The sequence below is a fragment of the [Pseudopropionibacterium] massiliense genome, from assembly GCF_900607225.1.
Taxonomy (GTDB): Bacteria; Actinomycetota; Actinomycetes; order Propionibacteriales; family Propionibacteriaceae; genus Arachnia; species Arachnia massiliensis.
In genome coordinates this window covers 269,809-295,505 of the sequence record NZ_LR027842.1, presented here as the reverse complement: position 1 = coordinate 295,505, position 25,697 = coordinate 269,809, and the positions used below count along the sequence as shown (strand labels likewise).

Genomic DNA, 25,697 nt, shown 5'->3' with positions numbered 1-25,697 from the left:
CCGTGACTGAAGCGCGTACGCCGGCAATCGAACCCACCGACTCGGAGCAGACGACGGTCCGCAAGGAGAAGCGGGCGCGGCTGCTGGCCGCCGGGTCCGAGCCCTACCCCGCGGACCTGGTCCGCAGCCACACCCTCCTCCAGGTGCGCGAGGGCTGGGGTCACCTGGAGGCCGGGGAGGAAACCGATGACGTGGTGCGGGTCGGCGGTCGCGTCGTGTTCATCCGCAACACCGGGAAGCTGGCTTTCGCCACCCTGCAGGACGGTTTCACCCCCGGGGACAACGGTGAACGTCTCCAGGTGATGCTGTCGCTGGCGGAGGTCGGGGCGGAGGCCCTGGCGGCCTGGAAGTCGGACGTCGACCTGGGTGATCACGTCTGGGTGGAGGGTCGAGTCATCTCGTCGAAGCGCGGCGAGCTGTCGGTGATGGCGAAACGGTGGCGGATGGCGTCGAAGGCCCTGCGTCCCCTCCCGGTGCTGCACAAGGAACTGTCCGAGGAGAGCAGGGTGCGTCGCCGCTACGTCGACCTGATCGCCCGCGAGGAGGCGCGCGCTATGGTGCGCAACCGCGCCGCCATCACCCACGCCATCCGCGACACCCTGTACCGGCAGGGTTACATCGAGGTGGAGACCCCGCAGCTGCAGCTCGTCCACGGCGGTGCCGCGGCCCGGCCGTTCACCACGCACCTCAACGCCTTCGACATCGACATGAGCCTGCGCATCGCGCTGGAGCTGCACCTCAAGCGCACCATGGTCGGCGGCGCGGATCGCGTCTACGAGATGGGGCGGGTGTTCCGCAACGAGGGTATCGACTCGTCGCATTCCGCGGAGTTCACGATGCTGGAGGCCTACCAGTCGTGGGGCGACCAGAAAACCATCGCGCAGCTGATCCAGGACATCATCGTCGCCGCCGCCGACGCCGTCGGTTCCCGGCAGGTCGAAACCGATCAAGGAACCATCGACCTCGACGGTCAGTGGCGATGGTTGCCGTTCTTCGACGGGTTGAGCGAGGCCACCGGTCGCGAGATCACCGTCGAGACCTCCCTGGAGGAGCTGAGGGCCGTCGCCGACGAACACGGCGTGGAGTACGACCCGAAGTGGAATGCGGGCAAGTTGTCGTTGGAGCTGTTCGGGGATCTCGTGGAACCCGGGCTGATCCAGCCGACCTTCGTCCACGACTACCCGTCGCTGGCGCAACCCCTCGCCCGCCCGCACCGTTCCGAGCCCGGGAAGATCGAGGCCTGGGACCTGATCATCGGCGGCATGGAACGCGGCACCGGTTTCACCGAACTCATCGACCCGGTGATCCAGCGTGAGGTGCTGGTGCGCCAGTCCCTCGCCGCGGCCGCCGGGGACCCGGAAGCGATGCAACTCGACGAGGACTTCCTCGAGGCCCTCGAGTACGGGGCCCCGCCGATGGGCGGCCTGGGGCTCGGCATCGACCGCCTGGTGATGCTCCTCAACCCGGGAACGGGCATCCGGGAGACGATTCTCTACCCCCTGCTACGTCCCTCCGCGGGCTGAGAAGCCATCGACCTCAGCGGAGCGCAGTCGAGAGCGCCCCGAAAAATATTGCCACTCCCGCACCGACTGCGAACCACTGCATCGGGATGTAGAAAAGGGTGTGGATGTTCTTGAGATGACTGAACACCTCGGGGCTCTCCGCAGCGATCATCTGTTCGACCTGGGCGTAGCCCTCCTCCCTGGAGGCAGGGGCCTGGACGCCGGGGGCCATCTGGAACTGGCCCGCATCAACGCGGGCGCGCAGCTCGGCGCGTCGCTGTTCCTGCCACTGGGCGACCTTGGCGCGGGGACGTATCACATTGAGCCATCGCCCACACAGAAAACCCAGGGCACCACCGACGAGCGCACCGAGAGCGACGAAGATATTGGCAATCGCGCTCTTGTCCCCATACAGACTCATCGGTAGGGCACCGATGGCGAACGCGGTCAATACAGGGATGCCAGCCCCCAGAAGCCCCCAGCCACGAAAAATGATCATGCCCGAATGTTAAGGGGTTTCTCGGCCCCGTGGCGAGCAGTTCTGATCTCTTCAACAAGACTTCGGGGTCACGAGGTGAAGAAGGACGCGATGAAACCTCCCAGGGTCAGTACCCCGATCACCAGACCCACCATGTGGAGCGGCACTCCGTAGAGGGAGTGCTGGTTGAGCATCCTCGGCGACAGGTCCTGGGCCTCGCGCTCCAGCAGCTTTTCCACCTGCGCGTAGCCCTCCTCCTTGCTGGTGGGGGCAGGTGCGCCGGGAGAGATCTGGAACTGTCCCTGATCCACCAGGGAGCACAATTCCACGCGCCGCTGTGCCTTCCATTCCTCCAGTTTGACGAAGGGGCGTTTCTGGTTCAGCCACCGCCCCAGGAACCACGCCCCCACGGCACCCAGAAAGCCCCCGACGAGGGCCAACTTCAGAAACATCGCGTCGGACAGTTTGAGCGACGAAGCGATCGCCAGCATGATGCCGGCCCCTAGAACGGGCAGAACTATGCCCATTCCTCCCCAGCCCCTGTAGATGATCATGCATGAACTTTAGTCAACGGGGGCGACGCTCATTTCTCCTTTGGAAAATCCGGGGCAGACAGCTGTGGTCACTGGTGGCGTTCCCCCGTCAGCATGGTCAGGATCAGGACGTTTTTCTCGGGGGCGTCGGCGGGGCAGTCGACGCGGTGCGTGAGGTGACTGGTCAGGTGCAGCACGATCCCCGGCCCCATCTCCACCACGTCGTCGCCGCAGGTGAACAGCAGCCTGCCCTGTGTGCACTGCACCAGGATGGGGTGTGCCGCTTTGTGGTCGTCGAGGCACTGGCCCGGCGCGAAGTTCATGAGGATGACGTTGGCCCCGTCACCTTGGAGTTGCCTGCGCACGCCGGGGCGTGGGCGCGACGGATCGGTGTGCGGGGCGGATGCGACGGAGTCGATCACGGTCATCGTCCCGCCGCTGCCCGCCACCTCCGGGGCGCCGAAGACGTCGGGGGTGTTGACGGGAACCTGGTTCTGTTCGGCCATGGGATCTCCTTGCTGATCAGGCGGGGCGATGCTGGTGGACACGGTACCCGGCGGCGAACATGCCCTTCATGTTGACGCCGGCCAGTGCGCGGTCGAGCTGCTGCGGATTTGGGGAGACGAACCCGGTGATGGTGTCGACGCCGTGGTCGAACAGCACCGGGTTGAGCGGAACCGATGGGCCGACCAGCACGGTGTGGGCGTCGCGCGACAGTTCGATCAGGCGCGGCGCGGTCTTGTTGACGAAGGCGGAACCGGAGATGAACACGTAGTCGCATTCGGGCAGGAGGTATTCGCAGGCGGAATCGGGGTAGTCGCCGGGCTGCGGGTTGCGCTCCAGGCAGATGTAGTCCCCCGCAGCTTCGAGGGCCTTCTGCGCGAAGGGGAAGTGCCCGACCACCGCGACCCTCTTGCCCGCGACGTCGGTGGCGTAGGGGTCGAAGACCATGCCCCAGTTGATGCCCTGCCCGGTGGGGACGAAACCGTTCGCCTCCGCAGTTTCCGGGCGGCTGTGCCAGGAGTTGATGGCGGCCTGCCCGATGGATGCCTCCGCCAGGTTCCAGCTGCGGATCAGGCCTGCCGCCTCGCGCAGCGGGATGCCGTCGAGGGTGACCCCCGGGAAGGTGTCGGGGCGGGTCTTGACGTTCATGGTCCACGCCATGCCGATGCCATCGGCCGAGTTGATGACCCGGGTCCACTGGGCGCCGACGTTCACCGTGGTCAGGGTCACCTCCTCCGGGATCGCGTCGATCAGGGCGTCGTAGATCTCCCAAGGGTGTGCCATGCCGTTCTCCGTCCGACCAAGGTGTGGCTTACCCATCGGAGAGTACACGGCGGATTTCGTCGCCAAAACCCCTTGGCATCATCGTCGCAAACCGTTATCATCGTCTCATGACGATGAAAGAGACGGAAACTTCCGACACCGAGATGGCAGCGACGCTGTTCCGGTCCCTCGCTGACCCGAACAGGCTGGCCATCGTCAAGCACCTGATGCTGTCGGAGCACCGGGTGGCCGACCTCGTCGGGCACCTGGGGCTGGCGCAGTCCACGGTGTCGGCCCACGTCCGGGGATTGCGGGACAGCGGACTGCTGACCGCACGGGTGAGGGGCCGCGCCACTTTCTATTCACTGGCCGAACCAGAACTGACGACGAATCTCCTAGCCGCCGCCGATGACCTCCTGGTCGCAACCGGCGAGGTCCCAGTCATCTGCGAACCGGAAGTCGAAGCACCATGAGCGAACACCACGACCACGACACCCACGAACACGAGCACCACGACGAGTCCCACGGCCACGATCATCACGGGCACGGCCACGGGCACGGGCATGGCCACAGTCACAATCACGCGCACGGCTCGACGAACCGGACCCGCCTGGGGATCGCGCTGGGCATCACCGGCTTGATCTTCGCCGCCGAGGTGATCGGCGCGATCGTGACGGACAGCCTGGCGCTGCTCGTCGATGCCGGACACATGCTGACCGATTCCCTCGGCCTGGTGGTGGCGCTCATCGCGGCGACGTTGATGAAACGTCCCCCCTCGGAGCGTCACACCTGGGGTTGGCAGCGCGCGGAGGTGCTGTCCGCCGGGGCGCAGTCCGCGATCCTGCTGTGCGTCGGAGGGTACGCCATCTACGAGGGTGTGCTTCGCCTGTTCTCTCCCCCGGAGGTGGAGGCGGGCGGCGTGGCCGTCATCGGTGTGGTCGGCCTGCTGGGCAACGTGGCGTCGCTGCTGGTGCTGCTGGGCGGCAAGGACAGCAACCTGAACATGCGGGCCGCCTTCCTGGAGGTGTTGAATGACGCCCTCGGGTCGGTGGCGGTGATCGTCTCCGCGGTGGTGATCGCCCTGACGGGGTGGACCCGCGCCGATACCGTCGCTGGTCTTCTCGTGGCCGCTCTGATCGTGCCGCGCGCCTTGAAACTGCTGCGGGAATCGGGATCAATCCTGCTGGAGGCCACTCCCACCGAGCTGGATCTGAGCAAGGTGAGGCAACACCTGATGGAAAAGCCCCACGTCAAGGAGGTCCACGACCTCCACGCCTCCGTCGTCTCCACAGAGCTTCCGGTCCTGACGGCCCACGTGGTCCTTGCCAACGAATGCTTCACCGACGGGCACTCGCAGGAGATCCTCGCCGAAATCCAGGAATGCCTGATCACGCATCACGGAATCAGCATCGAACACTGCACTCTTCAGCTGGAGTCGGAAAAGGTCGCGGAAAAACACAAGGAGCACCTGCACGCGTAGAGATTGTGGAAGCGGCAGGACGCACCCTGCCGAAAGAAATTCCAAGCTCGTTCACGGGCAGCTCCGATCAGTAAACAGACTTGTTCACAGCCATTCCCAGAGCACGCTCCAGCCGGGGTTTCGCCGGCCGGAGTGCGACCTGTGAGAAAGCCCTTGCGATCCAGAAGCTGACGCGACCCGCCGACCCCACCAAGGTCGCGCACACCCCCATGGAATCCGGCTCATAGAGGATTATTCACAACCCCCGAAGCTGATTGAGCCGGACCGCGACGAAGGAGCAATCCGAGTCGAAACCACCAGAGCCCACCACAATTCCCAGGACACGACCACCAGAGGATTGCGTTAGCCGGCGCACCGCCTGTGAATAAGCATCCTTATCGCTGTTTTGCTGGCTCTAATCCTGTTTTGCTGGGCTTGTTCACGTTTGCTGGCTTCACAGCGCAGGCAAACGTGAACAAGCCCAGCAAAACATTGGTAAGGCCAGCAAACCGCTGAAGTGGGGACAAGTCGGCCCATCTCGCATCCCGTGAATAAGCCTCAATGAGTAGTAATGGCGTATTTCACTACCGAATTACGTGTCTCAATGAAGTCCGGTCTGGAAGACCGGAACAATTGCAGGAATGTACTTTGAATCCGCATTTGACGAGTCTCAATGAAGTCCGGTCTGGAAGACCGGAACAATGGCTCGCCTCGGAAGGCGGTCCTGATAAGGAACTTTACCAGCCTCTGCGAGCGCTCCGTCTCGCGGGGCTCCGCAACAACACCCTGTTGAGTTGTCAGGGGGTAAAACACCTAGTCAAACCCCTGCGAGCGCTCCCCGGGGGAGACGACACGACCGGAGGTCTCGCAGCGGCTCACACCACCACGGGCCCCTCGTCGGGCAGCTTACGCGGCACCCCAAGCATACGGATGTCGGCGTCTTGCGGGGCACCGAGGTCGATCACTACCACCGAATCATAGGCGAGCGCGATCACATCGCGGATGTCCCGTTCCCACAGCGCGAGTTCAGCCTTGCTCAGGTCACACACGAACACCGAGTACTGAAGCCACTTCCCGTAGCCCTTCATGAGCTTGAAGGTGGCTCGCAACCGTTTGGGATCCGATATGTCATAGGAGATGAGATATCTTCGTCGAGCCATGGGTCACCTCGTCATCAAAGGGGTATAGGAATCCAGCTCGCCCGTGAAGGAAGCCGCCAGCACCCGTGCCTGAAGATCCAGCACCCTCCGATAGGACACCTGATATCCGAACAACGGGTGTTTCAGCTCCGCGTCGAGGCGGCGTTCGTGCGCCTGGATGACGGCACGTCGCCCATCGGTGGTCAGGGCCACCCCGAGATGTCCCCGCATGAAACTCTTCTCGTTGACTTCACCATTGTTGAGGCACTGCAACGCGACGGACTCCGCCACGAGGGCACGGAACTCCTCGGCCAGGTCGAGAGCGAGAGCCGGCCTGCCGTAGCGGGGCTGGTGGAGTACCCCGAGGAAGGGATCCAGCCCCACCCCGGTCAGCACCGCCACCAGGTCCTTCGTCAACAAGCTGTAGCAGAACCCGAGCACCGCGTTGACGGGATCGGGCGGCGAACGTCGTGCCCTACCGTGCGCCTGAAACTCGGCCGCCACCTCGAGTCGGGGGGACAGCAGTTTGTGGAACTGCCCGAAGTACAGTCGCGCTGCCGTGCCCTCGATCCCGAGCAGCGTCTCCAAGGATGCGGCGGACTCGGTTTTCGTCTCCAGTTCCTTGAGCTGTTCCAACACCGAGGCGTCCAGCGGGACCTTCGCGTTGCGACGCAGCAACACACGCTGATTGTGGATCTTTCCCCGAATCATCTGCTGCGCGAACCGCAGGCCGTGGACACTCGCCAACACCTGACGTCGCCTGAGCGTCACATGACCGTTCATCGGGCCCTGCGACCACCCGTCGAGCCAGCCCCCGTAGCTGAGCCAGATCACCACCACACCCCTGCGCCACAATGCCCGGAGTGCCTGGGTGGTGATCTGTACGTTTCCCACCACGCACACCTGGGAGACGTCGAGAAGTCGCCGCTCAGCCACCGTCTCACCCTTGACCGCCACCAGCAGACGAGCGCCGGAAACCTTCACCGACGCGCCCTGCGTGTTCACGTACACGGGCCTGGCATCGGGATTCCTGACGATGATCCGACGCGGTTGTTCACCGGAGCGTTCGAGCAGATAGTTCGTCTCATCGGGCATGCACAGCGGCGCCAGCGAACACCGGGGACAGCGCGAATCGTTCAGCAACGGCGGGGGCGGGAGTTCCTGCGCGGCCACCTGCCGCGCCAGCGCCACCAGCTCCCGCACCTCCGTCTCCGCGTCCTCCCCCACCTCGATCGAAGCCCTGTGGTGCGATCCCAGATAGGAGATGTCGGCGCGGTTTACCGAATATCCAGCATGCCGCAGCAGCACCGCCTGGGTCAGGACCTGCACCCGGTCGGCGGGCCACATACCGCCGTCCCTGGGTCCCGAACCCTTCTTCATGTCGACGGGACTCGACGACCCGTCCTCGTGATCCACCCGGTCGATGACGGCCGTCACCCCGAGGTCCGGATCCGACAACGCCACCTGGATGGATGTGAACGGCTTCTCCTTCTCGTCGGGCGCGGGCATCCGGCCGGAACGGCGATCCGTCGCGTCGTGGGCCACCGCCCCCTGGATCGTGTCGTCGTTGTGTGCCCAGCGGCCGTCCACCCATTCGAGGTGGAACAGCCGCTGGCAGTACACCAGTTCGTTCAGCATTCTCGCGGGCACCAGCTGTGGTCCCGCCGAGTACTCCCCCTGGACAGACATGGCTATCGCTCCGCAGGCCGGAACAATCCGAAACCGAAGTGCGAGAGGGACCCGAGCACCAGGGGTTCCGGGCATCCCCGGGGGCCCTTCGGCAGGGGTTCGTCGAAGTCCAGTTGCAGCAGCATTCCCCGGCGACGTTGCGCCATCGATTCGCTCCAGCGGTATCGGCGAAACCTCACCACGTCCCGGTCCTCCCAGTCGGCGCGCAGTGTCACCCTCACCGACGGTGTGCCCTGGGGGTAGCGGAAACCAAGTTCGCGCTCCACGAGTTTCTGCGCGAACTCCTCCCGCGGTTTGTTCAGCTTGGGGAAACGATCGGTCAGGAACGGGGTCACGGAAACCCATCTCGTGGCCTCGGAGCTGACGTATTCGTGCATCACCACGTCGACGGGGCCCATCAGCTGCAGGTGCAGTTCGGCACCGGAGCGATACTCCTTGGGTGCGTTGATCCAGCGCGGCAGGTATCTCGCCCCGGCCAGCCGGGAGAGCGTGTCGGCGGGTATCCCGTCGGGCACCCACAGCACCAGGTCCTCCACCTGCCCCGTCCGCGTCTGCTCACCGGCAGCATTCGATGTCGGCAGCCAGAGCCAGTGGGGATGCCGGTGCTGGGGACCGTCACCGAAGGAGTCGTGGTGCCCGGCCAGCGCCTCGACCCCGCTGCCCTGCTCACGCAGGTCCGTGTTCTCCTTCTTGGTGCCGAGGATGCGCCCCCGGAGCCCGTGAGCGGCGAGAATGCCGTCCTCGAAGCGGAAGGGGGCGGTGGGTTCCAGCCGCCACCGAACGGTCGTGGGCTGAATAACGAGGGATCCGGACACCGGACACTCCTTTTAGAACCACCGGCCAGTCTCTGTCAGACTGACCGCACTTACAGAGAACAATATCGGATATCATAAATCCCGCAACCCTTACCGCCGTTTGACCGCTCGTTGAGGCTTATTCACAGCCGCTCTCAAACATTTCCCGACTAGGGATTTTACTGGCCCGTGCGCCGTCTGTACATAAGCCTCACAGGAGTCGTCCTCCTTTTGCGATGAATGCGGGACATGGCGGCCTTCCCAGAATTCTACTGTGAGGACATCCCCGCTCTCGCGGGGAATACCTTGGCGGAGGCGCTCGAGGGCCCGGGTGGCGAGGATCATCCCCGCTCTCGCGGGGAATACCGCGTCCACGTCCGACGTATCGAGTCGGACGCAGGATCATCCCCGCTCTCGCGGGGAATACTGCGGAGCGTCTGCGGTCCGCGAGGGTTGGACGGGATCATCCCCGCTCTCGCGGGGAATACCCTTACCCAATGCCTCCGACACCCACTTACGAGGGATCATCCCCGCTCTCGCGGGGAATACTTGTCTTACCCATACCCCCAGAATACAGCAGAAGGATCATCCCCGCTCTCGCGGGGAATACCATTAGAGAACCTCCTGCACAAGAATATACGCTGGATCATCCCCGCTCTCGCGGGGAATACGGGCTCAGAATGACGGCCTACGATCTCATCTCCGGATCATCCCCGCTCTCGCGGGGAATACTCACCGGCAGGGCCCGCAGGTCCGGTGTCGCCCGGATCATCCCCGCTCTCGCGGGGAATACAGGGAGTAGGTGCTACCCGGAAAAACCGCGCAGGGATCATCCCCGCTCTCGCGGGGAATACAGAGGCATGGTGGCTGAGCCAGAGCCAGGGGTGGGATCATCCCCGCTCTCGCGGGGAATACACCCCATTGAGCCACTGCACCACGGTGTCCCAGGGATCATCCCCGCTCTCGCGGGGAATACAGGAGTTACGAGTGGGTATTGATCCGAGGGACAGGATCATCCCCGCTCTCGCGGGGAATACCAGCTTCGACCCGTCCAAACCGGACAGCACCACGGATCATCCCCGCTCTCGCGGGGAATACTGGGACTGGATCAGCTCCACGATCTCCGGGATCGGATCATCCCCGCTCTCGCGGGGAATACCCCTTCGGAAGAGATCATGGTTTCATCCTCAAAGGATCATCCCCGCTCTCGCGGGGAATACTTTGTTCTTGTTGCTGTTGTTTGTCAGGAGGTGGGATCATCCCCGCTCTCGCGGGGAATACTTGACCTATTGTTGGCTCCGAAACGTCCACGCCGGATCATCCCCGCTCTCGCGGGGAATACGACACGGCGTCCGCGAACAGCACCTTGGGGCGGGGATCATCCCCGCTCTCGCGGGGAATACGAGGGCCTTTCGTGTCAGCTCTCCGTCCGGGTGGGATCATCCCCGCTCTCGCGGGGAATACTGAGGCCACGCCTCATCCTCGTCATCCGCGAAGGGATCATCCCCGCTCTCGCGGGGAATACCACGACAAGCCGTCCTTGGACACGTAGCCGAGGGGATCATCCCCGCTCTCGCGGGGAATACCAGGCCATGCGTATCCAGTGGAACCGCGCCGGCGGATCATCCCCGCTCTCGCGGGGAATACTTCGCCGCGTGTTCCTCGGCCTGCTCCGCGGCTGGATCATCCCCGCTCTCGCGGGGAATACTCGATCACCGACTGGTCGGCGGCCTCGAGGTCCGGATCATCCCCGCTCTCGCGGGGAATACACATGGGTATGACACTGTGCCGGGTGCTGTGGCGGATCATCCCCGCTCTCGCGGGGAATACCCAATAGGACACTATCGTGAACAGTCGCCACAAGGATCATCCCCGCTCTCGCGGGGAATACCCATCGGCTCCGGAGCTACTTTTTCCCGGCGCTGGATCATCCCCGCTCTCGCGGGGAATACTAGGTTCCGCTCTGAGATAGCTCGGATACGCGACGGATCATCCCCGCTCTCGCGGGGAATACGTATCGTCGATAACTCGGTGTGGCGCACATATAGGATCATCCCCGCTCTCGCGGGGAATACCTGGGAGAACTCTGGCAGAGTATTGTCGACGGAGGATCATCCCCGCTCTCGCGGGGAATACTACATGAAAAACCGCGCAGTCGAAACTGCGCGGGGATCATCCCCGCTCTCGCGGGGAATACCGATTCTGAGGCTTCTGAGGGGCACAGGCCGAAGGATCATCCCCGCTCTCGCGGGGAATACGATTTTTTTCTTGGCCTCAATCCCCGACGTGCCGGATCATCCCCGCTCTCGCGGGGAATACAGATCGGCAACGGTGGAGCCAATTTTCGAGTACGGATCATCCCCGCTCTCGCGGGGAATACCCACAGCCATGCTGTCTACCCTCCGGAGCACATGGATCATCCCCGCTCTCGCGGGGAATACCCTCACTGCCGACTTGGTCCAGCCGGACGGTGGGGATCATCCCCGCTCTCGCGGGGAATACCCGCCGCATCAAACCCTCCCAGGGGGCGTGATGGGATCATCCCCGCTCTCGCGGGGAATACGGTCCGTTTCGAGGCTTGCGTGACGGCTGTTGAGGATCATCCCCGCTCTCGCGGGGAATACTCCCGCCACTGAGGCGCCCGGGGAATGACAACGGGATCATCCCCGCTCTCGCGGGGAATACCGGGGAAGGAAACCCGGCGGCCAGCAGGCGGGGGGATCATCCCCGCTCTCGCGGGGAATACGTCTTCCGTCATGGCCTTGGATTCTCCCACTGGGGATCATCCCCGCTCTCGCGGGGAATACTCATCAGCGGAGTTCGCCGCCTTGACTATGACGGGATCATCCCCGCTCTCGCGGGGAATACCGTACTGGCTGTACGGATCGACTGCCCGGAAGAGGATCATCCCCGCTCTCGCGGGGAATACGGGATGTAGAACTGCGCGGTGACCTGCTGGTCAGGATCATCCCCGCTCTCGCGGGGAATACCTGTGGACCGTGTGGTGCAGACGATTGGGTGTCGGATCATCCCCGCTCTCGCGGGGAATACCGTAGATGTCTACCTCCCCTTCGGCTGTGGAGGGGATCATCCCCGCTCTCGCGGGGAATACACTCCGGACATAATTGTCTGCTATCGAGGGGCGGGATCATCCCCGCTCTCGCGGGGAATACTGGCTAATGCCCGAAAGATGCACTTGAGGCATAGGATCATCCCCGCTCTCGCGGGGAATACTCGTGGCCGCTATTGGCCTGCTGGCCGCCGGTCGGATCATCCCCGCTCTCGCGGGGAATACCTGGTCGCCCTGATCAGGCTGTGACCGGTGCGAGGATCATCCCCGCTCTCGCGGGGAATACTGATGCGGTCGCAAAAACGGCGGATGGCCGCACGGATCATCCCCGCTCTCGCGGGGAATACGCCAGCATCGCAGCATCAGTGAATACATCCCAAGGATCATCCCCGCTCTCGCGGGGAATACCGGGTATCGGTCGTCACATCGAGGGATCCCAGAGGATCATCCCCGCTCTCGCGGGGAATACGATCCGAGCGGTTCCAGAGCCTCCAGAGCCCGGGGATCATCCCCGCTCTCGCGGGGAATACCTACCGTGCGAATAGTTGATGACAGTGGAATAGGGATCATCCCCGCTCTCGCGGGGAATACCTGATAGTTTTGTCAAACGGTTCGATACCGTGGGGATCATCCCCGCTCTCGCGGGGAATACGGCAGAGATTGAAGCAGTTCGGTCAACAACTAACGGATCATCCCCGCTCTCGCGGGGAATACGGTTTTGGGGTGTTCGTTGATGCACTTGCCCCAGGATCATCCCCGCTCTCGCGGGGAATACGTTTGAGTTGAATGGGAGTCTTTGTTTGTGTTGGGATCATCCCCGCTCTCGCGGGGAATACCGTGCTCTACAGCCTCATCGGACGGCTCCACACGGATCATCCCCGCTCTCGCGGGGAATACATCCTCCGCTTATCGACCATCGTGGTGATCCGGGGATCATCCCCGCTCTCGCGGGGAATACGTCACCACACCGCAGCCCTGAGTGACCACAATAGGATCATCCCCGCTCTCGCGGGGAATACGCAGCCGATGTCAGCGTGATCCGGCCGTCGGGAGGATCATCCCCGCTCTCGCGGGGAATACAGGTAGCGGCTGATGTAGACCTCGTCGGCGACCGGATCATCCCCGCTCTCGCGGGGAATACTGGGTGCCTCGATGCGGCAGCGCAGTGGCACGGGGATCATCCCCGCTCTCGCGGGGAATACTCGATCTCCCCTGCCTTGATCAGCTCGGCGACCGGATCATCCCCGCTCTCGCGGGGAATACTGTTCCGCGGCCTCCCAAGCCCGTAGTAGGGCGGGATCATCCCCGCTCTCGCGGGGAATACTCGCATCAACCCGCTCACCGGCAACGCCATCACGGATCATCCCCGCTCTCGCGGGGAATACCATGGCAAGTCTCCTGCGTAGGCGACTGAGAGGGATCATCCCCGCTCTCGCGGGGAATACCGCGGGGACGAACTCGTCCCGAGGCACGTCGAGGGATCATCCCCGCTCTCGCGGGGAATACCAGTCCGCCGCCACGGCGGGTGACGGCCGGAAGGGATCATCCCCGCTCTCGCGGGGAATACAAACATCCACCAAGTGGCTTGCGAAACGGTAACCGGATCATCCCCGCTCTCGCGGGGAATACGCGGGTGTGTGGTGTAGGTCATGATGTTTTCCCGGATCATCCCCGCTCTCGCGGGGAATACCCTCGCTTCTGCCTGGTTGTGTTTCCTTCGCAGGGATCATCCCCGCTCTCGCGGGGAATACATCACCCAGCTCGCCGCCACCCTCTTGGGCGGAGGATCATCCCCGCTCTCGCGGGGAATACAAAGTGCTGGACTGGACGGCCGGGCCATGGGCGGGATCATCCCCGCTCTCGCGGGGAATACTCAACGCCGGCCATGATGTTGGCCTCCGTGTAGGGATCATCCCCGCTCTCGCGGGGAATACGGGGGCATCCGAAACCGTGCCGCCACGTAGCGCCGGATCATCCCCGCTCTCGCGGGGAATACGGAGGTGACATGGAAGAACCCCGCGTTCGCGTCCGGATCATCCCCGCTCTCGCGGGGAATACGCTCTGGTCGAAGTCCGACCCGGGTTTTGGATGGGATCATCCCCGCTCTCGCGGGGAATACCTTGACGCCTACACGTCGGCGGAGCTGGTGACAGGATCATCCCCGCTCTCGCGGGGAATACCGGGTCGCCCGGGTCGCGTCGGGGCGCGACTACGGATCATCCCCGCTCTCGCGGGGAATACCAGTCGGCTGTCCCCAAGAACGGGTCGGGGGTGGGGATCATCCCCGCTCTCGCGGGGAATACCGGTCGCCGCTCTGGAACCGTTGACGATCATCCGGATCATCCCCGCTCTCGCGGGGAATACAACCGTGCCGCCACGTAGCGCCTTCCGAAGGGCGGATCATCCCCGCTCTCGCGGGGAATACCTGAACTTGGAACTCCCGTCGTGGGTGCGCGACGGATCATCCCCGCTCTCGCGGGGAATACTGGGAAGCGCTGTGGAACAACGTTCTGGCGTTCGGATCATCCCCGCTCTCGCGGGGAATACGCCACCGCGCCACTCGGAGATTCTGCTGCGCGGGGATCATCCCCGCTCTCGCGGGGAATACTGTTCCGCGGCCTCCCAAGCCCGTAGTAGGGCGGGATCATCCCCGCTCTCGCGGGGAATACGTGACGAACACGGTACGGGTAGGGCACTCGATGGGATCATCCCCGCTCTCGCGGGGAATACCTGGTGCGGCTCTTTCTGGTGGGTACGCAGCGGGGATCATCCCCGCTCTCGCGGGGAATACTTCATCCCCGCCCTCGCGGAAACCGCCCGCTGGGGATCATCCCCGCTCTCGCGGGGAATACACGCCCCACAAGGCGCAGGTCACGATGCGTTTCGGATCATCCCCGCTCTCGCGGGGAATACGCCATCCGCCACACCCCCCGCGGTGGCATCCACGGATCATCCCCGCTCTCGCGGGGAATACCCCCACAGTCGAACCAAACCGGAAAGGAACACCGGATCATCCCCGCTCTCGCGGGGAATACCCGCTGCCCCCATGGGAACTGATGGGGGGGGGTCCGGATCATCCCCGCTCTCGCGGGGAATACCACTTTCGATCTCCCGCCACGACTCGCGGCAGCGGATCATCCCCGCTCTCGCGGGGAATACTCCAGCTGGGCTTTGAACCACAGGCCGCGGTCCGGATCATCCCCGCTCTCGCGGGGAATACGGAGCTGGGGGATCCGCCACTGGAAGCGGATGCGGATCATCCCCGCTCTCGCGGGGAATACGTTGGCACCCCGAAGGTTGGTGGCGCGATCTTCGGATCATCCCCGCTCTCGCGGGGAATACCCCCCGCGCGGTTCCGTGCCACATGGGACAAGCGGATCATCCCCGCTCTCGCGGGGAATACCGCTGCCCCCATGGGAACTGATGGGGGGGGTCCGGATCATCCCCGCTCTCGCGGGGAATACGCGTCCGGGACTTGGTACCGCTACCCGCCCCTGGGATCATCCCCGCTCTCGCGGGGAATACGTCCTCGCGAACAATCTCGGCCTGGACCCTCTAGGATCATCCCCGCTCTCGCGGGGAATACCGTAAAGCAAACCCAACGATGACATTGTATGATGGATCATCCCCGCTCTCGCGGGGAATACCCACCGGGGTGACGTCTCGTACATACGCCCCACGGATCATCCCCGCTCTCGCGGGGAATACCATAATCGGGAGGAGCCACGCATTCAGGGCGCTGGGATCATCCCCGCTCTCGCGGGGAATACCTTTAATGCAATTGATCCTTTTATATGATCGACGGATCATCCCCGCTCTCGCGGGGAATACCCACAAACCGACTACCCGACAATCGTGGAGACTGGATCATCCCCGCTCTCGCGGGGAATACGTGACCACACCACAGCCCTGAGTCACCACGATAGGATCATCCCCGCTCTCGCGGGGAATACACTTGCTGACAAGGGATTTTATCAGCTCGATCTGTCAGATCTTGGGAACCCCCTCCTCGCACGTCTCCGCTTCTCGAAGTCGCTCGTCCCACGTCGACGACGGCCGCCATCCTGACGCGGCGAGTCGTCTGGCTCATCGGTTGCTGGGCCTGGGCGGACCATCAGAGTGAGCCCCTCGTAGTCAGCCGGTACCCATGGATCGCCCCATGTCAGGAAGGACATGCCTTGCTCGTTCCTGGCGCGGAACACCATGATTGCCCGCCCAGTTCCCATTGTCTCGGTGACGATCTGCCACAGCCTCTCCCGAACCCGCGCGCTGAGGTTACCCACGAACACACCCGGCGAGATCTGCAGCAACCACCTGGTCACGTGACCGCGCAGCCCCTCCGGCACAGCCGATAGAACCAGAACCACCATCAGCGCTCACCACTCGGCATAGGAGACACCGGCCGCGACCGTTCCCAGAAGATCGTCCCAGAGATGCAGGTCATCGACGATCAGGTCTTCATCATCCTCCTCAAGAGAAGCGCCTCCCTTGCTCAACAGCGCCTTGATGTCGCGAACCGCCTGTTCCAGGATTCTGCTTTCCCTGATGGCGTCCCGCATCCGCCGCCGAGCCTCGGTTCCAACTCCCACTTCAGGGTTCTCCAAGGCGACATCAAACGCGACAGGTATGGAGAGATCAGCCTTGTACAGATCAGCGATGTCATACACGAACGAACGGTAATTGCCGGTATGGACGAACCCCAAACCCGGGGCACATCCCAGCGCGACTATCACAGCGTGAATCAGCCCGTAGAGCGCAGTGTTCGACGCAGACAACGCCTGATTCACCAAAGAGGAGTTGTCGAAGTTGTTCGGATCGTATTCACGACCGTCCCACGGCACTCCTGTGCGTTTGGAGCTTCGCCGATACAGTCTCCTGACCCGCGCCCCTTCACGACCACGAAGTTGCTGAATACTCAGGTTTTCGACGTTCTCACCCTGGAATCGCATGAGATACATCTGTCTGGCCACCGAGGCCCGCAGCACTGGGTCACTTACGGCCTTGGCCTGTGCCTCCAACAAACGGGAGGACCTCGACGGAGGAACACCGTGGGCGTAGTAACGCACGCCGTTCTCCCCCACCCACACCGTGGTGGCGCCGCTCTCCGACAGAACGGACATGGCGCTGTGTGTGACACGTACCCCCGGCCCGATCATCAGAACGGACAACGCTGCCGCTGGGACATGGGCCACGCCTCTGGCATCGGTCACGGTGATCGCGTTGGAGTCCCGATGCACCGTGCACCTCTCCACGTACAAGAAAGTGAGGCGGTCCCGGATCCGAACCAGATCCTTCGGAGCCGGAGGCCGCGCTCCCGGTATGTCCTTCATGGCCGTGCCAACGTCAACAAGCCAGCACCGTAGCCCTTGGCCCGCCCGATGCCATTGGCGAGAGCCGACCGCAAAGCCTGCGGGTCAGTCACCTTGAGAGTTCCCTGGAAGGTCGCCAACTTGAGGGTGACAGGATTTTTGTCCCCGCTCCTCACCCGAACGAAGTTCTCGACACGTCGATCCACCAGGGCAACCAGCAGGTTTCTTCCATCCACTCGTTCACCCGCTTCGTTCTCGAGAACCGGCAGATCCCCTCCGACCTCAGCAGACATCGGGATCTGGAATCCGTTTGCCTCCGCACGGTCCAACAGCCACTGCGTCTGCCGAGCCACGGTGACGTGTCCCATGAGCCGTTTCCTGCCATCACCGTCCGTGTGACGATAGGTCGGGTTCACCGTGATGCGGAATCCCCACAGCTGGTCCTTCTCCAGCTTGGCCAGGAAATCGTCGAGTTTCTTTACCACGACTCCCCCCGCCGTCTCGTATCCCGCCTGTTCGACGAGAGCCGCGGGATCGGGAGCCACCGGCGAGGAAATGTAGAGGCACAGTCCACGGCCCACATCCGTGTCAGTGCTTCTGCTGACCCGACGGTTGTCGCTCGGCCTGTCCAACCGCCACAGCACCCTGCCCTCGCCCTCCGTTCGGAGAGCTCCCGGGGGGAAGCCGGTGAGAACGGCTGCGTGCAGTCTCTGGAGGGACGACACCAGGTGTCGACAGCCGCGACGGTGTGGGTTCAGGTACACACGTGTGAGATACATCAGATCACCGCCATGGGATCGTGATCACCGGGCTTCGGGGCCGGCGATTCCTTGGGTTTTTCATATTGTGGGTTGTGAATCGTCACCCGTGTCTCATCGACCGAACGCAGCCCGTAGAGGCGCCGTGTGGAGTCAAAGCTCACGGGCACGTCCTGCAGGCTGTGGGACGACGATTCAGCATCCGGGAGAATTCCCTTGTCGGCCACCACCCGCAGGGAGACGTGTTCTTCCCACTTGTTCTGCTGCTGCCGGAAGCGAGCGGCCTGCCATGGCAACTGTGTGATGATCTCCCACGCCTTGCCCTCGTGCACCTGCAGGAACAAGGGCAAGGTTGGGGGGCAGGACCGTCTTCCCAGATAGAGCGGGAAAACCGGTCGTCGAATGGCCTCGGCCAGTCCCTCGATGAGTTCGTCCGATCCCTCGACGAATGCCACGAAAACCGCATCCGCCCGGTAGAAACGATCCGAGAGGGGCATGGAGGTTCCCTCACGGTGTGCCGTGTGAAAATCACGCAGCAGCTCGCCGGGTTGATCCACACGCGCCGCCATCCTCAGCTTCGCGAGATCCTCGATGGGGTCGGTGCGACGTCTCCCCTGGGCGGCTGCGAGCAGTCCCACAAGGCCGCTCTTCGTCGGGAAGGCCTCCGTTGAGCGTCGAGTGAAACGGCTGGAGGAGCCCCATGACTGCATGGGACCTGCCAGCCTGAGTACGAGGACCTTGCTCATCGAGCGTCCCGAAGTACCGTGACCGTTGCCTCACCCAGGTTCGCCAGCGGGACACGCTCCCCGAGGGCCTCGATCCCTTGGGCGCGTGCGACCGTCCATGCGACGAGGGACTTCTCTGGCAGCAGGCCGCTGCCCTCGCGCAGTTCCTTCTCGAAGCTGACGAACTCTTTCACGGCCGGCTCGACGAAGCCCTTCTGGTCGGCCACGATGGGACTCTCGAAGGCACCGACCAGGTTGATCGGCTGATCGTCACGCACCTGCACCAGGACCGCGTCGGGCAGCGTCCGGTTCGCGAAGGTAGTGATTTTCCCGGTGGGCATGGAGCGCACGAAACTGTCGATGAAGACCTTCACGGCCTCATCAGCCACCTGCTCGGAACCCAGGTTTTCCTTGAGCAGTTCGAGGTTGATGGTCGCGTAGCGGTAGAGCGTCGCCGATGCGAACTCGATGGAACCGATCATGCCCGCACCCTCGTCCGCCTCGTCGTCGGCGTTCTTCGCGTCATCCACGGCGGTGTAGTAGTCGAACTCCGACTCGACGGCCCCCACCCCCAGCGCATGCGCCACCTGGCATGCTGCGTCGACGTTGAGGCTGTTGGGTTCCGCCACCATTCGCCCGAAGAGAGCAATGTCGACGGAATGGTCGACATCGGCCAAGTTCCTCGGTTTGAGTTCCTTGAACGCCTTCTTCGCATCGTCGGCGTGGGCAACGGAGACGATGGCGTCCGCCACGTGGTCGACCTGCTTGGCGGAGAGGAACACCAGGAATCCGGCTTCCTTGAGCTGCTCGTCGGTCATCTCTTCGGATTTGTTGCGACGAGGTTCCTTCAGTTTGAAACCCATCTCGGTGAGCGCCATCTCCGCCAGACCGGAGGCGGTCTCGGCCAGTGCGGGATCGCGCTGGACGACAGCGTCCCTCAGCACCTCGACGACCCGTTTGGTGCGGATTCCCCGGTTTCCGTCCGGAAGGGAATCGATGAAGTCCTGGCGGGTGGCCCGCTTCACGGCTTGGGAGGAGATCCGCATGCGGCGAACACCGCCGAAGGTGGCCGACTTGGGGGCTCCGGTGTCGTCCCTGTTCGGGTTGGACGGGGGGAGGGTCTGCAGGACGTGAATGTCGACGAAACGTGCCATGGAAGTGATTCCTTTCAATTCAGTTGGGTTCGGGGATAGAGGTTGTGGTGGAGGAGCCGGTTTGTTCCTCATCGGCAGGGGTACGAGCGAAATCACGGCCCCACTGGCGCAACACGCCCGCGCGGCGCTCCGGTTTCTGCCAGTTGTAGAGGTCCGCCGCGAAACGTCCGTAGTCCATCGAGATTTCCGCGCTGCCGAGCATGCTGACCAAGCCCCGCGCGTGCACGGTCAAGGACTCGAAGGTGGGGGCCGCGATCATGGCGCACAACCGCTTGTAGACGGGATGTTCCTCAGCTCGCTCACGACCTCCCATGTCGGAGTACGCCAATCTGCGAACGGAAGCGCCGATGGTGCGTTCGTGTTTCCAGGTGCTGTTCATGGGAGCGTCGTTCGATCCTTGGTGCAGGGCCCACAGGGTGAGCGCGGTGTGCACGGCGCGCTCTCCTCTGGTTGGTTTCTGTCCCAGTTCTTTCTCCGACCCGCTGTCGAGGGTGTAGGACCAGATGGCGGGCACATCCCCGACCTCCCGTCCGGCGGCGGAACGCATGTGGGCGCGGGCGGCCACTGCGGCCGAGTCCTTTTCCTGTCGCAGCTTGATCACGCTGCGCACTCGTTTCTTGACATCGTCTGCTGAACGCAGAGGGCCGTTCCAGCCCGCGTTCTCGGATTCATCGGTCGGGGTGACATCCAGGGTTTCCGCGGTCACTTGTTCTCTCCTTTCGTGGAGTTGGTGGGTGGCAGTATTTTGTTCAGTGCCTTGGTGAAGAAGTTCTCGGCGATTCCGCTGCTCATGTAGGTCATGCCCGTGTCTCGTCCCGTGATCGCGGAGCGGGGGGAAGAAGCGACCAGCTCGCTGGCAACCTGCTTCGCTACTCTCCGGGCGGTCTCAATCCACTCCCGCTCCTTGTCCTCGACATCGCTGTTCCCGTCGAGCGACGCCAGCCAGGAGCGGAACGGATCATCGATGAGAGCGAAGAAACTCTCCTTGGCCCGTTTCTGGGCGCCCTCCCCAGCGCCATCCCCGCTTTCCCCGGCCGCCCTGGAGAGGTTGGCCCCCAGGATTCCGACGGCCTTGGCAACCTCTTCGATGGCAAGAACCTGCTGCTCCACCGAATAGGCGAATTCCTTGCGTTCCTCCTCCAGCAGCACCTTCGCCAAGGTCATCTGGTCGTGGTAGAGGTCCTCGATGACCGCTTCCTGAGGGCCATAGGTCATTCCGACGGCCTCAAGGCGGATGCGCACCGGATAACGTTCCAGACCCGAGGTTTCCAAACCCGCGTGGAAGAACAGGGTGGCGGACTGCTGGAACTTCTGCTGCTCCTGCTTGTCGAAGCCGGGGATTCTCTCGTCCACCGGCAGGGTGGATGGCAGGTTCCGCCAGAAGGCCCGTCCCGGCTCGTGCTTGGCGGGCATGTAGACGTGTTCCTTGAATTTCTTGGACTGCGGCTGGGAGTATCGCCACAGGCTCATGGGTTCGAAGTGCTGCATGTTCTGCGGCCCCAGCTTGTCCCCTTGGGCCAGGACCACCCCGGTCACGCCATCGCGGTCGCCGTGCAGGCGCATCCGCCGGGAATGCCAGGTGAGCAGCCGAGGAATGCCGATCCCGTTCGGGTCCGGTTTTCCATCCCTGCTGTAGTCGCGTCGCACCGCGGTTTCCACCGCCTGCGATTCCCATGTGCATGCCGCCTCGTCGCTCTGCGGGGATGGTCCCTGAAGGCATACCGTATCCGCGGGAACCAGGTTCAGCATCAGGGTTTCCTCGAGGTTACCGCCCCGGAGCCAGACGGCACCGGTCTGCCCACACCACGCCGGACCTATGGGATACCCCTTGCCATTTTTCACGTCATCGTCACCGACGGCGCCCGAACGTATGCCGGAGGGATCGTATGCCTGCGTGTGGATCACCCAGACGGCCGCTTCCGCAGGAGTGATTCGGCTCAGGGCCCGTCCGTGGCGGGTGGTGAAGAGCTGTTCGCCGTTCGGGACGTCGGCGACGATCTTCTCCAGCCCGGACACCGCATCCTTCGGTGTGCGCAGATCCGGGGCCTGCATGAACGGATGCCTTCCACCGAACAGGTGGAAACGATCACGCCACTTCTCCAGATAGGCGCGAATCCGGTCCGTCGGCAATCCCGCGAGCCACAGATTCTTCCAGTCCTTCGCGTCCTCCAATGGCACCACCCGGTAGCAGATGGCCAGGAGCACCCGCTGGATGGCGATCTTCTGCGTCGGCAGGTCGCAGGCGAGATCCTCGATGTCGTAGGCGCGCTCGAACGCCCCGAGAATCCCCACATTTTCCACACTGCCGTCCATGAGCAGGACGGGGATCCATTCCTCGTCCAGCAGGTTGTAGTCACATTCGGTCAAGTTCCTGCACCTCCAGCCCTTTCTCCTGGGTGTATACGAGTTTGCGGTTGTGTAGTTCCGTCTCCAGGCGAGTCGAGTACGCTTCCACGCGGCTCATCGGGAGGATCAGCTCGCCCCTGAGCAGGGGGTGTTCGAGCCACTCCCAGTTCTGGGTGATTTCACAATCCCAGATGGCACTGACAATTTTTTCGATGGTCTCGTCGAGGACATCACCTTTGTCCCTGAAGGACCACGGTGGCAGTGAGACGCTCCAGGACCGCACCTGCCTCACCTGCTCGGCGCTGGGCCAGGTCCCGACGTCCAACGCCACCGGGAGGCCGTCCTCGTCCTCCAGCCACGGCGGAATGATCGGGACGTTGCCCATCGAAGGGTCCATGGGAACGATGAGCACGGGAATCTGGTCCTCCGTGTCCCGCACCGCCGCCTGGGCACAAATACCGTCCTTGTTCAGGCCCTCCTCCCCCGTCGCCGCGTTCCCGGCGAACGAGGACACCAAGGCGTCCGCCTTCCACGTCGGCAGCCTGAGCCCATCCAAGAAGTAGCCACGAGCCTTGGAGATCGACTTTTTGTTCTCATCGTCCTGTTTTTCCCAGGCTTTCCCAATGGTTTCCGCCCACGACCGCGGACCGACCTCTTCCGCCGAGTAGGCGAGCTGCGTGTAGGCCGCGTAGTCGCCGGGTCCCTCAACCACCAGTCCGTCGGGATGATCGGCCAGGACACCGAGGAATCTGAGAAGCGGATACGCCCCGTAGACGACCTCACTGCCGCGCCCGTACCCCCACGGCGAGGCGCTGCGGTCGGTGACGATGACGTGGCAGACGGCCTCTTCCAGCCCCGGTGGCCGTTCCCGTCCCGGGTGCCTGTGCAGGCGCCCTATCCGTTGCAACACGAGGTCCATGGGAGCCGGGTCGGTGATCATCATGTCGAAATCGACGTCCAGGCTCTGCTCGATGACCTGGGTGGCTACCACGATGTGCCGCCCGGGACGGTTGGAGCCGTCCTTGCCGAAGAGCCACAGCATCCGTTTGTCGCGTTCCACCCGATCGCAGGCCAGGAAACGCGAGTGCAGCAGCGTGACCTCATCGGCGCCGAATCTCTGGGCCAGGACGTCGTAGGTTTCCTGGGCTGCCCTGACCGTGTTGCGTATGACGACTGCGCAGCCGCCTTTTCTCGTTCTCCCCCACAACAGGTCCGCAAGGGAGTTCTCGTCGGCCACATCGAGCGGGACGATTCGTTTGGGCGTGTGAACACCGCCCCCCGAGACCACCTCACGGTGAACGGTGCGGCCGTCCTCGCCCACGGTGGTGATCACCGGGTACCCGATGTCACCGTCCAGGCCGGGATCGTCGCCCAGTTCGCCGCGGGTGCGTCCGCGGCGGTAGGCGGCGACGAGGCCGCGCCGACGATCCGACGGGAGCGTTGCCGAGAGCAGCACGACAGGCACCTGGTACAGCCCGAGCCAGGTGAGCGCCGTCTCCAGGTACACCTCCATGTAGGTGTCGGCGGCGTGCACCTCGTCGATGATCACCACCTTGCCCATCAACCCCAGGTGACGCATCAGGACGTGCCGCGATTTCAGGGCGGCCAGCAACACCTGATCGATCGTCCCGACGACCACCGGGGACAGGGTGGCCCGCCACCGAAGCGCCATCCATCTGCTGGCCAGCAGGCCGTTCCCCTCGCCGCCACCCGGCTCGTCGTCGTACACCTGCACGGGGGTTTGTTTCCTGCCGAAAAGCGAGATGAAACCCTCGTTGAGATCGTTCTTGCCGTGCGCCAGGTGGATGCCGATCTCCTGGGGACTGTCCTCCAGAATGGATTCCAGCCAGGCCACGGAACGGGTGTACATGGCGTCGGTGGTGGCCTGCGTGGGAAGGGCGATCATCACCCCTTGCAACCCCCGTTTGCGCATCAATCCCTCGGCGGCGGCGAAGGCCAGTTCGGTCTTTCCCGATCCCGGAGGTGCCTCGACGATCATGAGATCCGGATCTTCGTCGTTGACGATCTCGACCGCCCGCTGCTGGGCCCTGGTCGGCTGCATCTCGGGGCCCCACCCGAACCTGTGGCGATAGTGGTCGCGAGGGTTCGTCTCCTCACGCCTCGGGGCTCTCACGGGGGACAGCACCTTCGCCCGCGACCATCCCCGCTCGACTCTCTGCCGCTGTTCCGCCGGGCTCAGTGGCTCCCGGCGTTCCTCCTGGGGCAGGAGGGGGAAGTAGTCCTCGTTGGAGGCGAGCCAGTCCGCCATGACCACCACCGAGGAATAGGCGGCGGCCACGCTGATCGGCAGTTCGGGCAGCGCCGTCTCGGCACAGTTCTCAAGGGGGAAACCCGACCGACGGGCCATCCACCGGATGATCTCCTGCCTGGATTCGTGCCAGCGGGATTCGCGTCCCTGGCAACCGGGCCCTCCTTCATATGCGCCACGAGCCACCCTGAGAACCGCCGGGTCCGGGTAACGGCCATGGTGGACGCCGACGACGACACCCCACTGGGCGGCGCTCTCTCTTTGGCCGCCGCCGGCCGCCACGGCCTCCACCAGCGCGAACTGACTGGCGAATCCGTGCGGGAGATGCTCGCGATGCTGCACATCCCTCTTCTCCGGGACGGGCAGGCCGAGTTCACGGACGAACTCCGCGAGCCCGGTGTGCTGGCAGCAGAAATGGAGCGAGATCTTCCCGACGTCGTGAACACCCGCCAGGAAAACCAGCGCGGCTCGCGCCTTGGATGCGTCACCGTCCCAGACCGATGCCAGGAGCCGTCGGTGATGCTCCGACAGGTAGCGGTCGAAGAGCAGCCCCGCGACATCGGCGGCGTCCATCAGGTGCTGGCTCACGGACAGCCAGGTCGTCGGATCCGATTTGCCGCTCTTGGCCCAGAAGGAGAGCGTCAACTCCGAGAGGGCGGCCCCGGTCAGGTCCGGCTGCGGATCAGGAAAAGACGGAGGTTTCAGGTCCTTGGGGTCGGGGGCGGGAGTCCCCGGGCACGGACGTGCCATTTTGTTTCTTCCCTCCCTTGGGAAAACCAATAAAAACTGCAACCACAAGAGGAAAGCGGCATGATGCGGCCAGTCACCAGGAGCCGATCAGGTTTGCCAACGGACACGAACAGCCCATCGACATGTCCCCCGACGCAGCACCTGTGAAGCGTCTTCAAACCGCCTTTCCACTCGCGGCTTTCATCATCGTAGCGATGATTCACCCCGTGATGATACCCGGGGCTCATCCAGCGTGAGGGGGAGTGTCACCCGAGACGCATATGATGCAGGCATCATATTTTTCCGACTCGGCCTGCCAAAGAATGTCGGGGCTGAAACCAACAGCCTCAATCCACTCCAAGGAGGATTATTCACAGGATGCTGGTTGAGCCAGCTCGTGAGCGCCAGCGAACGGCTGTGTCGAAACCACCCGGCGGCCGAGAAGCACACTCGGACCCCGGAGTCCTCAGATACCCA

18 protein-coding genes and 1 CRISPR repeat array are annotated in these 25,697 nt (G+C 63.6%); of the genes, 3 read left to right on the top strand and 15 right to left on the bottom strand.

Features of this window, described 5'->3' with window-relative positions:
* The first annotated feature begins 2 nt into the window (after window positions 1–2).
* Complete coding sequence (gene lysS / locus E0E39_RS01185) at window positions 3–1,523, top strand: lysine--tRNA ligase (RefSeq protein ID WP_130873110.1); 1,521 nt, start codon at window positions 3–5, stop codon at window positions 1,521–1,523.
* Window positions 1,524–1,536: 13 nt separating this feature from the next.
* Here lysS and E0E39_RS01180 read toward each other — a convergent pair whose 3' ends face one another.
* The 4 genes from E0E39_RS01180 to E0E39_RS01165 all read right to left on the bottom strand — a co-directional run bounded on the left by E0E39_RS01180 (window position 1,537) and on the right by E0E39_RS01165 (window position 3,800).
* Window positions 1,537–2,001, bottom strand: a complete 465-nt coding sequence (locus E0E39_RS01180; protein ID WP_130873109.1) for a transcriptional accessory protein — start codon at window positions 1,999–2,001, stop codon at window positions 1,537–1,539.
* Window positions 2,002–2,069: 68 nt separating this feature from the next.
* Window positions 2,070–2,534, bottom strand: coding sequence for a hypothetical protein (locus tag E0E39_RS01175; RefSeq protein ID WP_130873108.1), 465 nt, complete (start codon window positions 2,532–2,534; stop codon window positions 2,070–2,072).
* Window positions 2,535–2,602: 68 nt separating this feature from the next.
* Complete coding sequence (locus tag E0E39_RS01170) at window positions 2,603–3,019, bottom strand: cupin domain-containing protein (protein WP_207302377.1); 417 nt, start codon at window positions 3,017–3,019, stop codon at window positions 2,603–2,605.
* Window positions 3,020–3,035: 16 nt separating this feature from the next.
* Window positions 3,036–3,800 carry a Rossmann-like domain-containing protein gene (locus tag E0E39_RS01165; protein ID WP_130873107.1) on the bottom strand — a complete coding sequence of 255 codons (765 nt, stop codon included), beginning with the start codon at window positions 3,798–3,800 and terminating at the stop codon, window positions 3,036–3,038.
* A 107-nt stretch (window positions 3,801–3,907) separates the two neighbouring features.
* Here E0E39_RS01165 and E0E39_RS01160 point away from each other — a divergent pair, with 107 nt between their 5' ends.
* Together E0E39_RS01160 and E0E39_RS01155 are read left to right on the top strand one after the other, a co-directional pair.
* On the top strand, window positions 3,908–4,252 hold the full coding sequence (locus tag E0E39_RS01160; RefSeq protein ID WP_041696745.1) for an ArsR/SmtB family transcription factor: 345 nt from the start codon (window positions 3,908–3,910) through the stop codon (window positions 4,250–4,252).
* Window positions 4,249–5,259 carry a cation diffusion facilitator family transporter gene (locus E0E39_RS01155; RefSeq protein WP_207302376.1) on the top strand — a complete coding sequence of 337 codons (1,011 nt, stop codon included), beginning with the start codon at window positions 4,249–4,251 and terminating at the stop codon, window positions 5,257–5,259. The genes E0E39_RS01160 and E0E39_RS01155 overlap by 4 nt, the downstream gene beginning before the upstream one ends.
* Before the next feature lie 854 nt (window positions 5,260–6,113).
* Here the strand turns inward: E0E39_RS01155 and cas2 are convergent.
* From cas2 to cas3, 11 genes are all read right to left on the bottom strand, one after another.
* Window positions 6,114–6,398: a CRISPR-associated endonuclease Cas2 gene (cas2, locus tag E0E39_RS01150; RefSeq protein ID WP_130873105.1), complete on the bottom strand. Its 285-nt coding sequence runs from the start codon at window positions 6,396–6,398 to the stop codon at window positions 6,114–6,116.
* A 3-nt stretch (window positions 6,399–6,401) separates the two neighbouring features.
* A complete protein-coding gene (cas4g/cas1g, locus tag E0E39_RS01145) occupies window positions 6,402–8,066 on the bottom strand; it encodes a CRISPR-associated endonuclease Cas4g/Cas1g (RefSeq protein WP_130873104.1) in 1,665 nt (554 codons plus the stop codon).
* A 2-nt stretch (window positions 8,067–8,068) separates the two neighbouring features.
* Window positions 8,069–8,881 (bottom strand): type I-G CRISPR-associated protein Csb2, encoded by an 813-nt coding sequence (gene csb2, locus E0E39_RS01140; RefSeq protein WP_130873103.1) that lies wholly within the window; start codon window positions 8,879–8,881, stop codon window positions 8,069–8,071.
* A 256-nt stretch (window positions 8,882–9,137) separates the two neighbouring features.
* A CRISPR array of direct repeats spans window positions 9,138–15,883; the repeat unit is 28 nt; unit sequence GGATCATCCCCGCTCTCGCGGGGAATAC.
* 21 nt (window positions 15,884–15,904) lie between these two features.
* Window positions 15,905–16,300, bottom strand: a complete 396-nt coding sequence (gene cas2e / locus E0E39_RS01135; RefSeq protein ID WP_130873102.1) for a type I-E CRISPR-associated endoribonuclease Cas2e — start codon at window positions 16,298–16,300, stop codon at window positions 15,905–15,907.
* Between the two features lie 6 nt (window positions 16,301–16,306).
* Entirely contained in the window at window positions 16,307–17,260 is a 954-nt protein-coding gene (gene cas1e / locus E0E39_RS01130) for a type I-E CRISPR-associated endonuclease Cas1e (RefSeq protein ID WP_130873101.1), read from the bottom strand.
* Window positions 17,257–18,018 (bottom strand): type I-E CRISPR-associated protein Cas6/Cse3/CasE, encoded by a 762-nt coding sequence (locus E0E39_RS01125; protein ID WP_130873100.1) that lies wholly within the window; start codon window positions 18,016–18,018, stop codon window positions 17,257–17,259. The genes cas1e and E0E39_RS01125 overlap by 4 nt, the downstream gene beginning before the upstream one ends.
* Window positions 18,018–18,743 (bottom strand): type I-E CRISPR-associated protein Cas5/CasD, encoded by a 726-nt coding sequence (cas5e, locus tag E0E39_RS01120; RefSeq protein ID WP_130873099.1) that lies wholly within the window; start codon window positions 18,741–18,743, stop codon window positions 18,018–18,020. The genes E0E39_RS01125 and cas5e overlap by 1 nt, the downstream gene beginning before the upstream one ends.
* Window positions 18,740–19,876, bottom strand: coding sequence for a type I-E CRISPR-associated protein Cas7/Cse4/CasC (gene cas7e, locus E0E39_RS01115; protein WP_130873098.1), 1,137 nt, complete (start codon window positions 19,874–19,876; stop codon window positions 18,740–18,742). The genes cas5e and cas7e overlap by 4 nt, the downstream gene beginning before the upstream one ends.
* 19 nt (window positions 19,877–19,895) lie before the next feature.
* Window positions 19,896–20,582, bottom strand: a complete 687-nt coding sequence (casB, locus tag E0E39_RS01110) for a type I-E CRISPR-associated protein Cse2/CasB (protein WP_130873097.1) — start codon at window positions 20,580–20,582, stop codon at window positions 19,896–19,898.
* The gene (gene casA, locus E0E39_RS01105) at window positions 20,579–22,243 is read right to left on the bottom strand and encodes a type I-E CRISPR-associated protein Cse1/CasA (protein WP_130873096.1); all 1,665 of its coding nucleotides are present in this window, start codon (window positions 22,241–22,243) and stop codon (window positions 20,579–20,581) included. Before casA ends, casB begins: the two co-directional genes overlap by 4 nt.
* The gene (gene cas3 / locus E0E39_RS01100) at window positions 22,230–25,241 is read right to left on the bottom strand and encodes a CRISPR-associated helicase Cas3' (protein ID WP_130873095.1); all 3,012 of its coding nucleotides are present in this window, start codon (window positions 25,239–25,241) and stop codon (window positions 22,230–22,232) included. Before cas3 ends, casA begins: the two co-directional genes overlap by 14 nt.
* Window positions 25,242–25,697: the final 456 nt, after the last annotated feature.